Origin of the sequence: Flavobacterium sp. ZB4P23 (assembly GCF_003970375.1) — a bacterium.
Classification (GTDB): domain Bacteria; phylum Bacteroidota; class Bacteroidia; order Flavobacteriales; family Flavobacteriaceae; genus Flavobacterium.
In genome coordinates, this window is sequence record NZ_RYDK01000003.1 from 185,055 (window position 1) to 199,245 (window position 14,191).

The 14,191-nt window shown below is 34.4% G+C and carries 9 protein-coding genes; 1 reads left to right on the forward strand and 8 read right to left on the reverse strand.

Features of this window, described 5'->3' with window-relative positions:
- Positions 1–2: 2 nt before the first annotated feature.
- The 8 genes from EKL99_RS06385 to EKL99_RS06420 all read right to left on the reverse strand — a co-directional run bounded on the left by EKL99_RS06385 (position 3) and on the right by EKL99_RS06420 (position 13,027).
- Positions 3–1,391, reverse strand: a complete 1,389-nt coding sequence (locus tag EKL99_RS06385) for a TolC family protein (protein WP_126458827.1) — start codon at positions 1,389–1,391, stop codon at positions 3–5.
- Positions 1,391–2,737, reverse strand: a complete 1,347-nt coding sequence (locus tag EKL99_RS06390; RefSeq protein WP_126458830.1) for an HlyD family secretion protein — start codon at positions 2,735–2,737, stop codon at positions 1,391–1,393. The genes EKL99_RS06385 and EKL99_RS06390 overlap by 1 nt, the downstream gene beginning before the upstream one ends.
- Before the next feature lie 6 nt (positions 2,738–2,743).
- Positions 2,744–4,402 (reverse strand): peptidase domain-containing ABC transporter, encoded by a 1,659-nt coding sequence (locus EKL99_RS06395; RefSeq protein ID WP_126458833.1) that lies wholly within the window; start codon positions 4,400–4,402, stop codon positions 2,744–2,746.
- Between the two features lie 29 nt (positions 4,403–4,431).
- Positions 4,432–5,103, reverse strand: coding sequence for a TetR/AcrR family transcriptional regulator (locus tag EKL99_RS06400; RefSeq protein ID WP_126458836.1), 672 nt, complete (start codon positions 5,101–5,103; stop codon positions 4,432–4,434).
- A gap of 350 nt (positions 5,104–5,453) precedes the next feature.
- A complete protein-coding gene (locus EKL99_RS06405) occupies positions 5,454–6,092 on the reverse strand; it encodes a leucine-rich repeat domain-containing protein (protein WP_126458839.1) in 639 nt (212 codons plus the stop codon).
- Positions 6,093–6,436: 344 nt separating this feature from the next.
- Positions 6,437–7,954 carry a 2,3-bisphosphoglycerate-independent phosphoglycerate mutase gene (gene gpmI, locus EKL99_RS06410; RefSeq protein WP_126576602.1) on the reverse strand — a complete coding sequence of 506 codons (1,518 nt, stop codon included), beginning with the start codon at positions 7,952–7,954 and terminating at the stop codon, positions 6,437–6,439.
- A gap of 141 nt (positions 7,955–8,095) precedes the next feature.
- Positions 8,096–10,501 (reverse strand): DUF5916 domain-containing protein, encoded by a 2,406-nt coding sequence (locus EKL99_RS06415; protein ID WP_126576603.1) that lies wholly within the window; start codon positions 10,499–10,501, stop codon positions 8,096–8,098.
- A gap of 132 nt (positions 10,502–10,633) precedes the next feature.
- Complete coding sequence (locus tag EKL99_RS06420; protein ID WP_126576604.1) at positions 10,634–13,027, reverse strand: DUF5916 domain-containing protein; 2,394 nt, start codon at positions 13,025–13,027, stop codon at positions 10,634–10,636.
- Between the two features lie 189 nt (positions 13,028–13,216).
- Here EKL99_RS06420 and EKL99_RS06425 point away from each other — a divergent pair, with 189 nt between their 5' ends.
- Positions 13,217–13,939: a murein L,D-transpeptidase catalytic domain family protein gene (locus tag EKL99_RS06425; RefSeq protein ID WP_126563348.1), complete on the forward strand. Its 723-nt coding sequence runs from the start codon at positions 13,217–13,219 to the stop codon at positions 13,937–13,939.
- Positions 13,940–14,191: the final 252 nt, after the last annotated feature.

Consider the following 14,191-nt stretch of genomic DNA (forward strand, 5'->3'; position numbering starts at 1 on the left):
ATTTAATCCGGATTGGCCATGATTTTAAAAAGGTCCGAATTAGAGATGTAAAAACGGTTTTCTAATGCTATTTTCGAAAGTTGTGCCGTAACTAAATTATTTTCCCGGATATTGATTAAAAACAACGAGCTTTCACCAAAAGAGAACAAACGTTCCTCTGAATTTAGCATGATGAGATTGTCTTGCACTAAATCTTTGATTAACTCCTGTTGTTTTAAGAGTGATTTGATTTCTAGTTTTTGGGCATTGATTTTATTAGTCAACTGCACTTTTTCCAAATCCAATACAAATTCAGATTCCTGTACTTTGTATTTTGCCAGTTTCAAACTACCGCGTTCTTTTCTAAGAAATAAAGGAAAATAGAAATCCAATCCAATTTTATAATCCTCAAATTGATAGTTGTCAATATAACTGGGTTCTGAAATATAAGAGTACCCCACATCAATTTTAGGCAAAAGCATGTTGGCTTTTAGTTTTCGTTCCACATTCAGCATATCAATTTTGCTTTGCAATGCATTTATTTTGGGGTGATTGGTGATGGAGAAATCTGAATTCAATAAGGCATTGGTTTTTAAACTTTCCTGAATGGTAAATTCTAATTGTATTTCAGGAATTAAGGCATCGGATAATTCCAGCGGAATGTTGTTTTCTAGCCAAAGAAAAGTTGCCAGTTCTAACTTGGCTTTAGCCAATTTTAGGTTTGAATCTTCCAGGCTCAGCTTTCTGTTTTTTACAATAATTCCTGCTTCAACACTATCAATGGAGGGTTTGTCCCCTTGAATGATTAACGATTGAATTCCTTTGAAACGAATTTGTGCATTCTGGTTGTATTCCTGGTACAAGGCAACTTCGTTGAAGTTTTTTTTCCAATTGAAATACGCCAATGAAGCATCATATAAAACCACAATGGCCTGCAGTTTTCGTTCTGCCAGACTCAGTTGCATTTGCATTTTGGCTTTTCGAACATCAGCCATCCTTTGATTTATAAACAAACCTTGCCCAAGCGGAATGGTCACTCCTAGCGAAGTTAATCCTTGATTGGGAAGCGTGTTTTGGGGATTCAAATACACGCCTTCACTATTATCGAAGCCCGCTTTAATCTCGATGCCATACCATGTAGGTATTTTGAAACTGCTGTTTAAAATGGAATAATATTCGCTGCCTTTGAATTGTTTTTCACTGAAATCAACTTCAATTTTTGGGTCAAAACCACCACGGGCCATCATCAAATTAGCTTGGGATTTACTGATCTCTAAATTGGCATTTTTCACTAAGGGATGGTACTTTTTTACATACCCCAGAAATTCAGTAAAGGTCAGTTCGTTGGATATTTTTTCTTGAGCACCCGCAGAAAGCCCGAAGAATAAAAATGCTAAAAATATCTGTTTCATTATTTTTTTTCTGTTGTTATTGTAGGCGAAGGTTTGTAATAATTAGGCGGAAATCCGTTCAAGGTTCTCCACAGCTCGAACCATACAGGGACATTGTCCAATAAAGCGATTGTTTGCGCACCAGCACCAATACTTAATTGAACAGGCCATTTGTCTTCGTTTTTATCTGGAGCAATCAAAACTCGGTATTTTCCATTGACGCTAATGAAATTTTCAATAGCTACAATTTCACCTCCAAAAGTTCCGTAAGACATATTAGGCCATCCTGAAAAAACAATAGTAGGCCATCCATCAAACCAAACGCGTACTTTTTCACCTTTCGCTAATAATGGCAAATCGATTGGATTTACAAATGTTTCCACAGCGATATCATAATCTGAGGGCATGATAGTGGCTATTGGAGTGCCTTCTTTCACTGTTTCCCCAAGGCCGGATTGCAAGGCCCTGTTGATATAGCCGTTTTGGGATGCTTTGATGTAATACATTCCATTACGGATGCTGTAGTTTGCGTATAGATTCTCCAGTTTAGAGACTTGAACATCTGTTTCAAACTGGCTGCTGAGCGCTGTGAATTTCTCACTATTTGCTTTAGAAACTTTTTCGGTATATTCCGCACTTATTCGGTTTATTTCTACTTTTGCATTGATCAACTCGTTTTTACTGATTAAGTACTTGTTTTCTTGAGTGATGATTTTAGCTTCAACTTCCTGCAGTTTTAATCTTTTTTCTTCAATATCAGTTAGCGGTTTCAAGCCTTCTTTGTTCAATTGTACGGATCGATTGTATTGTGTAGTTGCAATTTTTAGTTGGGTTTTTACCGCAACAAGATCCATACTGTCACTTTCTATTTTTAAAACCGATTGTTTTATTTTGTTTTGTGCTTGTTCTAGTTTTAAGACTTTCTCCCTTTCAATGGCTTGAATTTGTTCTAAAAGCGTGCTTACTTTAGACCCATAAGATTGCAAAGATTGTTTTTTGGCATCGATCTGACTTTTGGTATTTTGCACTAAATTTGGATCCATATAATCTTCTTTGATCTCTGAGATAAAGAGTATGGTGTCGCCTTTCTTGACAAAATCGCCTTCCTGAACGTACCATTTTTCAATTCGACCGGAGATTATACTTTGGATAGATTGTGGTCTTTGACTTGGTTTTAAGGTGGTAACAGCTCCAGTACCAGAAATATTTTGAGTCCATGGCAAGAAAAGTGCAATTATACCAATTATGGAAACACCCGCTATAATTTTATTTAAAATTTTATAATGCGGCCTGTTTGTTAGATTTTTGACCGCTTCGTATTGGTCTAGCTGTTGCAGTTTTATTTTGTTGTCTGAAATGTTTAGCATGACTAATTATTTTTTTAAATCAAGTTGAATATGCCCATTTTTCATCGTGATTTTTCGATTGCATTTGGTTTCCCAATACGGGTTTTTTGAGGATACGATAATCGTCCATTTATTTTTATCGGATGTAATAAAATCTATAATTTCATTAGCTACTTTTTCATCCATGGTGTCAGTTGGGTCTTCGTAAAAAAGTATTTTGGGTTTGTGAATGATGCTTCTGGCTAATAGTACTTTTTGCGCGTTAGACGAGGATAATTGTCGTCCTTCTGGGTAAATTCGGGTGTCTAATCCTTTAGGGAACAATTTGATAAAAGAGGTGAGTTGTACTCCGTCTACCGCCCATTTTATATCTTCGGAACTGACGGAAGGATCGTTAAAAGTAATATTTTCTTGCAAGGTTCCCTCAAAAGGTTTCTCTCCATAAATGACACTTCCTATTTGCGAGAGGTATTGTTTTATGTTTATTTTACGAAAAGTATCGTCATTTACATAAAAGGAACCGCTGGTAGGCTGCAATAAGCCGGATAATATCCTAATTAAAGTTGTTTTTCCAGAGCCATTTTCTCCATTTATTACAATTCGGTCTCCTTGTTCTATTTTTAATGAAATAGAGTTTAAAATTTCTTTTTCTGAATCTGGAAATTTGAATGTAAGGTTTTCTATTTCCATTGAGATTTTATTGTAACAGATGTCGCTGTTAACAATGGAAGAATTTTCTAATTCTAAGTCCGTTACCTCTCCAATTTTTTCAATAGATGTGAGTACGTCATAAAAAGTTTCCAATCCAATAATTATTTTTTCGACGGAATTGATAACTAATAAAATAATAATTTCAGCAGCTACAAATTGGCCAATATTCATTTGTTGAGATAAAACTAAGAATCCACCGATGGATAGTAAACTTCCGGTAATGATGACTTTGAAAATAATCAAATGCGTAAATTGTTTTTTGATCACATTAAAATGTTTATCTCGATACACCAGGTAATCGGTTACAATCATGTTGGTTTTTTTTAAAGCAAAATCATAATTTAGCTCGTTTCTAAAACTAAAATTATTGCGAGCTATTTCTTGTAGCCAACTCGCTACCTTGTATTTGAATTTAGATTCTTTTAAGCTCGTTTCCAGTCCGGATTTAAAAGAAAATTTAAAAATAAAATACAGCAATGCAAGCAGTAAAACACCAAATATGATAAAGTAAGGATGGTATAAGGACAATAATATTATCCCGAAAACAATTTGTAACAATGCTGCAGAGAAATCAGTTAGTAACTTTGAAGTCCCTTTTTGAATTATCATTGTGTCAAAGAAACGATTGGCTAGCTCCGGCGGATAGCTGTAGTATAATTCTTTTGATTTTATTTTAGGCAGTCGTGCAGCAAACTCAAAAGAGGAACGTACAAATATTTTTTGTTGTAAGTTTTCCGTAATCCGCAATTGCATGATGGATAAAATACCCACTAATGCCACACCAAAAATGACTAAAATGATTAGCACAATCCATGATGCGCTAACTCTTCCGGATTGGATAAAATTTGTAATTGCCTGTATTCCCAGTGGAAGGGACAAACTGAGTAGTCCGGCAAAAATGGCGTAAAAAAATATTTGATAGACGTCTTTTTTATCTAATTCAAGTAGATTGTAAAATCGTTTTAAGGGAGTCATAATGGGAGTGTTTTTTTTTTTTTTTTTTTTTAACTTAAAACTTTTTCTGCAAGATTTTGATAAAAATCAGTGGTGCTCTCAGAATCAGTACAATCTGTGATGGTTTTTAAATGATCCATTAAAAAATGTTGGTGCAAACTTCCTTCAACAATTGTTGAAATTAGGGATTTTGAAAAGGGGTATTCCGGATTTACTTCTTTTACAATAGCCACAATTCTATTGATTACTCTTTTGTAAATCAAGAAAAAACCTTCCTTGTTTTCCTGATCGATTTCTTTGGTATGTAGCGTTTTAGTAAATTCTGAAATGATAATTTTATTTAGAACGGCCTCGTTAATGTATAAGGCACTATTGTCATTCGTTATTTTTTCAGTAACAATTGTAATGGCTTTTCTGAGTTTTTCTTTGGGATCCAAAACATTTGTGGTTGCAAAAACTAGCTTGTATTCCATCCAACTCCAATGCCAGGACGATAAATAAACCAGTAATTTATGTTTGTTCTCAAAATACCGATAGATGGAACTTTCATTAGATTTGATTTTCTCTCCTAATTTCTTGAAAGTAAAATTATCAAAGCCAATCTCATGGATTAAAAGGATACTTTGCTCTATGATTTTTTTTCCTAAAGCTGATGTCTCAGGATCCTTTACATAGATTTTTTCGTTGATTTGTATTTTTAAATTGGAGAGAACCGTATTCATTTTATTGAAATTTTATATAAATATAGTAGCATTACCAGCTATAAAAAAGTGTTTTACTAAATATATTGTAAGCATTGAATTTAGATACATTTATTCTCTAATTTCTAGGGATAATTTCTTTAATTTCAGATCCTATATTTGGTTAAAGCGGATGCTTAGCGCACCATAATTAGCAGGATCATTCAGACGAACTGAATAAATTGCAATAGAGCTAGTCGTTTTTTGTACTGCCCAAGTTCTTTACTTTTGTTAAAAACAAATAAAAATGTAGCAACTACTCGTTTTAATACGGCCACCATACTAAAACGTTCAGTCCGTGAATGGTTGCTACTCTGTTTTTTCTGCCTGTTCTATAGATTTACTCTAAAACCAAAATTCAAATTTTCTGTAGACCGCTCTGGAACCATAATTTTATTATCTTTTATTTCGAGTAATTGTAAGTGTTTTAATTGTTTGATTTCTTTTGGAATTTCTTTAAATTGATTGTTGTTCAAATATAAAAATTCTAAATTTTTTAAACTACTGATGGATGATGGCATATTGTTTAAATTGTCATTTTCTAAATGTAATATTCGTAAAGATTTCATTTTGCTCATTATTTCTATATTCGCCTCTAAATTTAAATTTGTTTCATCGTTTAAAAAAAGTTCTTCTAAGCTTTTTAACTTCCAAAAATCTTCTGGCAATACTGAAAAATCATTTCCGCTTAATTCTAGTACTTTAAGTTTTTTTAGTAGTGTTATTTCTTTTGGAATTACCGTTAAATGATCATTTTTCAAACTTAAGTACTCAAGATTTATGAATTTTGACCAGTTAAGGCTGTCCAATTTTAAGGTTTGATTACTCAAATTTAGGCGGAACACTTTTTCGGGCTCCTTTAAAGCCTGTTCTATATTAGTAAACTCTTTTTTGATTTGAATCGAATCAACGATTTGCCCAATACTTATTTGGGTCATTAAAAAAAGGGTGATTGTGTAAAATATTTTCATTGTGTTTGAATTTAGTTTGATTCGTAGGGTTATTACCCATCTTTTATTTGCTATTGAACACAAGTACAGTAGAATTCATGCTTTCTTGTTAGTGATTGTTTCTTGTTTGCAAATATAATAGTAACGCTATCAAACATAAAAGTATTTAACTTTTTTTTGTAATAAAAAACTACTTGAATCAAGTAGTTTTTTATTGGGACATTTGTATGTAAGTAATAACCATGGTATAATGTCGTATTTTAAAATCAGGATAAAATTATGTAACAATCTGATTTAAAGCGGTTTTACTTAAAGTTAATTCTTTAGACTTTACGACTTTTAAACTTTCGACTTACTTAGTATCCTTAAAGTAAGGAATGACAGGTCATAACAGCAGGTTTTTCCACTCCCATTAATTCCAAGATTGTTGGAGCAATGTCGCCAAGAACTCCATCATGAATGGTTTTCAAGTCGTTGTCTACTAAAATAATGGGAACGGGATTAGTCGTATGTGCGGTGTTTGGACTTCCATCAGGATTGATCATCGTTTCACAGTTCCCGTGATCTGCAATGACAATGGTAGTGTAATTATGCGCTAATGCAGTTGTGATTACTTTTGCTACGCATTTATCAACGGCTTCACAGGCTTGTATGGCAGCACTCATAATTCCGGTGTGTCCTACCATATCCCCATTGGCAAAATTTAGGCAAACAAAATCTACCTCTTCTTTCTCTAGTTCACAAACTAAAGATTCTGTTAATTCAAAGGCACTCATTTCCGGTTGTAAATCATACGTGGCTACCTTTGGAGAGTTTTTCAGGATGCGGCTTTCGCCAAGAAAAGGCTGTTCTCTCCCGCCAGAAAAGAAGAAAGTCACGTGAGGATATTTCTCCGTTTCGGCAATACGAATTTGCTTTTTATGGGCTTTTTCTAAAACTTCCCCAAGGGTTTCCGTGATATTATCTTTGTTATATACGACTTTTATGTTTTTGTAGGTTTCATCATAATTGGTTAGCGTCACATAATACAAATTGAGTTTGTGCATGTTTTGCTCATGACAATCTATTTGTGTCAATACTTCGGTTAGTTCTCTTCCTCTATCCGTTCTGAAATTAAAGAAAATAACCACATCATCATCTTCTATGGTTGCTACAGGTTTGCCTAGTTCATCCACCATAACTGTTGGGTGAATAAATTCATCCGTTACATTGACTTCATAGCTTTCTTGGATAGAAGCTACTGCATTTGTGGTAGGTGTCCCAATTCCGTTTACCAATAAATCGTAAGCTAATTTTACTCTTTCCCAGCGTTTGTCCCGATCCATTGCATAATAGCGTCCCACAACCGAAGCCAGTTTTACAGTAGTATTCGCCATATAATTCTGTAAATCCTGAATGTAATGTGTACCGGATTTTGGATCCACATCGCGACCGTCCGTGAAAGCATGAACGAAAACTTTTTGTAATCCGTGTTGTTGTGTAGCATCAATCAAACCGCGCAAATGAGAGGTGTGTGAGTGTACACCACCATCAGAAACTAGGCCTAAAAAATGTACTTTTTTATTGTGTGTTCTGGCATACGTAAAAGCATCAACTAAAACGGGCTCCTTTGCTAAAGTTTCATTTGCAACAGCAAGGTTAATCTTAGCTAAATCCTGATATACAATTCTACCTGCGCCAAGATTCATGTGTCCTACTTCACTGTTTCCCATTTGGCCTTCAGGAAGTCCAACATTTAAACCGTCAGTTCGTAGTTGAGCACTGGGGTAATTTTTATATAGGCTATTAATAAAAGGGATATTGGCATTGTCGATTGCAGAAACTTTTGGGTCAGGAGATTTTCCCCAACCATCCAGAATCATAAGAATTACTTTTTTGTTCATGGAAATTTATTTTAAACAAAGATAAAACATTTCTAAAAAGGTTCGAATGAATAAAAAACACTATTATTCATTCTAAGGGGATCACCTGCAAATAATGATTATTTTGCTATAGAAAAGGGACTTTTTTGAAATAAACGTATTTTAGAATTTGTTCTTAACCTCATTGTAATCTATAAAATAGCGAATGCTTATCGAAAAAACATGACTTAGTGCTTCGTTGTTCAATAAATTAGTCACATTCTCACCAAATTCTTTATTAATATTTCTTTCAAATGCAGCTGCATTATTTCGATAGAGAACGGACACTTGGCTACCGGGGGCAAACCACCAGGAATAGGATAAATCCGTATTCCAGGAGTAAAAACTGGAATTTTTATTGCTAGTGTAGGCCATGAAATTAGCCAATCTGCCGTTTTGTTGCAATGACAATGCGTTTTTGTTTTCAGCATACGACCAGTATTGACGTATTGAGAGATTAAAAGTCATCTGACTGTTTAATGAATATTTCCCTGAAAGAGTATTAGAATACGTAATTACATTTCTATTGGCAAAAACAATTGTGTTTGGTGTGGTTGCATTCATGTCGTCATTCACACTGTCTACATACCCTTTGTTATTGTTTTGTCTCAAAAAGTTGAAATTGTAATTCAAAGATAATTTATCGCTAAATCGGTATCTCGGACCTAAAGAAAACCCATAAGAGTTTCTTCCGGTTTCATCAAAAATTGCAAATGAAGGGTTAAAATTAATTGCAAATGGATTATTATAATTTGAAGAAAGATAAACAAAGCCACCAATTTTGGTTGGTTTTATTACAAATCGATCTGCCGATCTGGGTTCATAATAATCAAATGTTTCTAATGGATTGGCATCAATTCCCATTCCAAAATAATGATTTTTTTTGTTATTTGAGTTAATCTGAAAGCTGATGTTGCTGGACTGCACTTTGCCAGTTTCTTTTTGAAATTGGGAATACATATTTATTCGAGCATTAAAAGTGTTGAAATACTTCGTTGGATTCAATATTCGATAACTGGAATTGCCATAAATGCTATAATAATTAGTCTCGAAATTGATTCCTAAATCATTGTTATCGAAATTTTTAGTTGTGATATCAGCGCCCAGCCCGTAACGAAATTTTCCGCTGGTTTCAGAGAAATTCAATTGGGAGTTAATCCCTGTTTTCTCTTCTGTATCATTTATGTAACTGTACTTAAAATCTCCCGAAATGTTGTAGGTGTTCTTTTTTGTATTCAAATCCCAAACTAATGCCGTAACATTCCCATCACGAAAATGTCCGTTCCGAGTTACATTGGTGTTTACAAATGCAACTGAGGAGTTTTTGCGAAAGCGCTGGTCTAAAACCAATACACTATAGTTAGCCAGAGGTTCAAGTTCAGTTCTTAATGCCCTGCTTTCATTGTTGAAAATAGTCGTTGGGGTATTTTTAGTAACAGCGTTCAAAATTCCTATTCCTAATCCGTCTTTAGTTCGTCCCGAAATTTTAAAGGCATTAATAAGACTAATATTTGGGGCTTCCGCAAACGATTCATTTTTATTTAGTTTGTAGGAGGGCGTTCCCCCAATCCGTCTGGAATATAGTAGATTGCCTTTGCTGAACAAATCCGTTCCCTCTGTAAAAAAAGGTCTGTTTTCGTTGAATTGCTGTTCAAAAGGACCGAGATTTAGAATTTTATCATCAAATTTTGTTTGTCCAAAATCAGGCACAAGGATCATGTCCAGAGTAAAAGCATCATTTATTCCGTACTTCAAATCCAATCCGCCTTTGAGTGTCCCGATAGTTTTTTCTTGGCTGTTTGCATTTACATAAAAGGAAGAATACGGCAAAAGAAAGAGTCGGGTAGGTGGTTTTATATTTTCAATTCCTTCCAGAATTCCGGTTTGCTGGGTAAAGGTGCCTAATTTAGAATCGATGAAATTCCAAGTGTATTTATGACGGTCTCGTCGTATTTCCCTAAAGAAATTAAGTCCCCAAGTTTGTTTCTTTTCTCCCGAAAATCGCAAGGCTGCATAGGGAATTCGCATTTCTACAATCCAGCCTTTTTTCGTAATTACTGCTTTGCTATTCCATACGGCATCCCAGGAATAATCTTCGCCATTGGTGTCTGTCATGATGCAATCAGCCTGACCGTCTGCTGCATTGACAAAAAATTGAAAATCTTGTTGCCCATCATTAAAACCATTTATAAAAACGCCAAATAGATCAGCAGTGCCAAAATTATCTCTTTGGGTAATTTCTCTCAGGATTTTATCAGGATTTTCATCATACATAGTAGCACCAATATACAGGGCATCATTATCGTACACTATGCGAACCTCTGTTCTTTTATTGTCAGGAATTTTTTTGCCGTTATCAGGTTCAAACATGATAAAATCAGTCGCTATTGCTGCGGATTGCCATGTCGCTTCATTTAGGTTTCCATCGATAGTAATTTTATCCGAAATAAATTTAGTGTGTAATACTTTTTTTTGGCTGTAGCCAATAAAAGAGAGTGCTAAAAAACAAAATAAGAAAGAATTCTTCATGAAATAGTTCAATGGTTGCAACAAAATTAGAAAAACTAAAATAGTTTCAAAGTGAAAATGCACCAATTCACACAATAGTTTATTCTACTAGACTTTCTTTTCAGTGGAATGTTACAGTTTGATTCAAAAAAATTAAAATTTATTTTTGATCACATTGTAGTCTATGAAATAGCGGATGCTAATAGAAAGCACATTGGTCAGGTCACTGTTGAATATATTTTTAAGATTTGCAGACAAATCTTTTTCCACCATATCTGTTCTTTCTATACCAAAATTCCGGTACAAAACAGAGATTTCACTTCCTGGAGCAAACCACCAGGAATAGGATAAATCGAAGTTCCAAGAATTAAAATTCCTGTCTTTATTTTGTGCGTAGGTATTGTTTGGAGTCAAATAACCGGAGTTTTGTAAGGTAAGGAATTTATGATTTTTTGAATAGGACCAATAATAGCGTGCGGTTAGGTTTACAGTCATTCTATTGTTGATCGCATATTTTCCGGTAAAATCATTTTGGGCAGTTTCTCTGCTGCGTTCTGCAAAAATTATCCCCGTAGGGCCTGAGTCTACCCAGCCACGATCATTGGTTTTATTAAAATAATCCAATATGTAGGTAATGGAAAGCCTGTCGTTAAATCGGTATTTTGGACTTATATACAACCCATAAACGTTTCGGTTCTTTTCATTGTATTTTGTGAAGGAAGGCTGGAGTACTAATGTAAAAGGATTGTTGTCGTTAGACGTGAAATTTACTGCTGCAAAAACTTTTTCCGGGAGAAATACATATTTGCCATATTCTCGTGGTTCATAAAAATCATAGGTTTTCAATGGAGAAAACTCTACTACAAATTCTAAAGCGTCGTTATTTAATGTTGTGGCCTTAGTTTCTGTTCCAAAAGCACCAGTCTGTAACTTACCGGAGGTGTTGTCTATTTCAAAATTGACATATTGATTGATTCTGAAGGTATTAAATAGTTTTGTCGGATTTACAATTCTGTAGCTTCCATTTGCATAGGCATTGTGGTAATTAGAATAAAAATTGATTCCTAAATCATTGATGTCATAGTTTTCGGAGACGTATTTTCCAGAAAATCCATACCGATATTTCCCACTCGTTTTGGCAAATCCTATTTCTGTTTTAAATCCGTCGTAATCTTCAGTCGTTTTGATGGAACTGTATTTGAAATCGCCATACAAACTATAGGTATTGGCTTTTGTATTCAAATCAAATAACAATGCAGAGGTATTTGCATCTCTGAAATCGCCATTTCTGGTGGTGTTTGCATTTATAAAAGAAACAGATGAGTTTTGGTTAAAACGTTGATCCACTACAAACAGATTATAATTAGTCAAAGGTTCAATTACTTCTTTTCTAATTTGGCCGGTGTCGTTGTTTAAAATAGTAGCTTTAGTCTTTTCCGTAACGGCATTCAGGAATCCAATTCCCAATCCTTTCTCGGTTCGGCCGGATATTTTTACGGCATTCAGTAAGTTTACGGTGCTGGGATAATTTGTTATTTCTTCTTGATTATCAAGGAGTAATTCTGTAGTGGATCCTCCGCCAATTCGTCTGGAATAAAACAAACCACCTTTGTTAAAAAGATCGGTTCCCTCTGTAAAAAAAGGCCGGTTTTCTTCTAATTGTTGCTCAAATGGTTCTAAATATAATATTGCATTATCAAATTTTGTCTGACCAAAGTCAGGTACCAAAATAGCATCTAATGTAAAGGAATCATTGATGCCGTATTTGATATCCAAGCCCGCTTTTAAAGTAATGCCAGAGCCTATCGCACTTTGTTGGTAATACGCCGATGAATACGGAATCAAAAAAAGTCGTGTCGGTGTCTTTATATTTTCAATTCCCTGCATGATTCCCGCTTGCGGAATTACGGCTCCAATTTTAGTATCAATCCTATTCCATGTATATTTTTGTACGTCGCGCTTGATTTCCCGCATAAAGTTTAACCCCCAGATTTGTTTGTCCGCTTTGGAAAATCGTAAAGCGGCGTAGGGAATCTTCATTTCTACAGTCCAGCCAAATTCAGTGAGCGTTACTTGGCTGTCCCAAATGGCATCCCAACTAAAATCTTCAAAATCTTCCGTTGCTATACAGTCCATTTGTACGCCTGCCGCACTTACAAAAAAACGAAAATCTTGCTGGCCATCATTGAATCCGTTGATGTAGACGGAAAAATGATCGGAAACGCCAAAAATATCTCTATTCGTAATTTCTTTCTGAATTTTATCAGGTTCGTCATCATATAGCAGTGCTGAGATGTAAATGGCATTATTGTCATACAATATTTTCACCTCTGTTTTTTTATCCGCACTGATTGGTTTGCCATTATCAGGCTCAAACATGATAAAATCCGAAGCTACTGCGGCGGTTTTCCATATTTCCTCATTAAATCTTCCGTCAATTATAATGTTTTCTGTGGTGGGTTTTGCCTGAAGCGTTTTTTTTTGACTTTGTGCATTCAAACTAGAGAATATGAAATATAATAAAGTGATAGGTAGTAATTTGAACATAAATCTGAAGGATAATTGAACAAAAATAGTAAAATTAACATATAAATGGTATTTTTTTTAAGTTTATTACTCAATATTTTGTCACTTTTTTCGTTAGAGTTAGAATAAACTTTGTTAAAAAGTGGTTTCTGGCTTGATTTTTAACGTACGTTTGCAATCCTCAATTAGTCCATAACTTAAAGACAATCAATGATTTATAACATATTTCTTACTATTTTTTTGCTGCTAGTTTCGTTTGTGCCAATCAAAAACAACTTTCCTGAACCAAAGACACACACGCCAGTGATTTACGCTGAAGCTGTGAAACCGAGTTTAGACGATAATATTACAGTGGCATATAATAATTTGCATTCCAATAAATTTGCACTGCCTAAATTAGAAAGTTTCTCCGAAGCGCTAAAAGGATACTATTTGTTGAAAGAAAAAGGATTAGTCAAGAAGGAAATTTTGACCTTAATTGATTTTAGTTTGTCTTCTAATATTAAAAGACTCTGGGTGATTAATCTGGGTACCGGTGAGGTCTTATTTAATTCTTTGGTTGCACATGGTAGAAATACGGGCGATGAATTTGCTTCTAATTTTTCAAATACTGCGGAATCCTTTAAGAGTAGTTTAGGCTTTTATTCGACAGGTGAAATTTACGCTGGTAAACATGGGATGTCACTTCGATTAGATGGTCTGGAAAAAGGAGTAAATGATAATGCCAGAGCAAGAGGCGTGGTGATGCATGCAGCAGAGTATGTTTCTAATTCATTTATAAAAAATAATCAAAGATTAGGAAGAAGTTTGGGTTGTCCTGCTGTTCCTGTAACCTTGTCTAAAGCAATTATCAGTGTTATCAAAGATAAATCCTGTTTCTTTATTTATCATCCTTCAAGAGTGTCAAAATTTGGATCCAAATCAGTTTTGTAATTTGCCGTATAAAGCAGCATCAAAAGTATCGCTATCATCTTTAAAAATCAATTTATTGTTCTCGCTCCAAGCAGTCCAATATAAGAGATGAAAGGCGACTTTTTTTTTGATTTTGACAAATTTTGTTCTTTCGTTCTGTAACGTTTCTTTGATTTATTCCAGATTCCAATTGAATCCGTCGTTCAGTAAATATTCCGTTACTATTAACTCCTTTGTAAAATATTCTGTTTTTTTGTAAAAGCCAAGGACTTC

Excerpts from the sequence above, each read along its gene's own strand:
- EKL99_RS06400 (WP_126458836.1), bottom strand. The coding sequence starts at position 5,103 with ATGAATACGGTTCTCTCCAATTTAAAAATACAAATCAACGAAAAAATC.
- EKL99_RS06425 (WP_126563348.1), top strand. The coding sequence starts at position 13,217 with ATGATTTATAACATATTTCTTACTATTTTTTTGCTGCTAGTTTCGTTT.
- gpmI (WP_126576602.1), bottom strand. The coding sequence starts at position 7,954 with ATGAACAAAAAAGTAATTCTTATGATTCTGGATGGTTGGGGAAAATCT.
- EKL99_RS06405 (WP_126458839.1), bottom strand. The coding sequence starts at position 6,092 with ATGAAAATATTTTACACAATCACCCTTTTTTTAATGACCCAAATAAGT.
- EKL99_RS06390 (WP_126458830.1), bottom strand. The coding sequence starts at position 2,737 with ATGCTAAACATTTCAGACAACAAAATAAAACTGCAACAGCTAGACCAA.
- EKL99_RS06420 (WP_126576604.1), bottom strand. The coding sequence starts at position 13,027 with ATGTTCAAATTACTACCTATCACTTTATTATATTTCATATTCTCTAGT.
- EKL99_RS06415 (WP_126576603.1), bottom strand. The coding sequence starts at position 10,501 with ATGAAGAATTCTTTCTTATTTTGTTTTTTAGCACTCTCTTTTATTGGC.
- EKL99_RS06395 (WP_126458833.1), bottom strand. The coding sequence starts at position 4,402 with ATGACTCCCTTAAAACGATTTTACAATCTACTTGAATTAGATAAAAAA.
- EKL99_RS06385 (WP_126458827.1), bottom strand. The coding sequence starts at position 1,391 with ATGAAACAGATATTTTTAGCATTTTTATTCTTCGGGCTTTCTGCGGGT.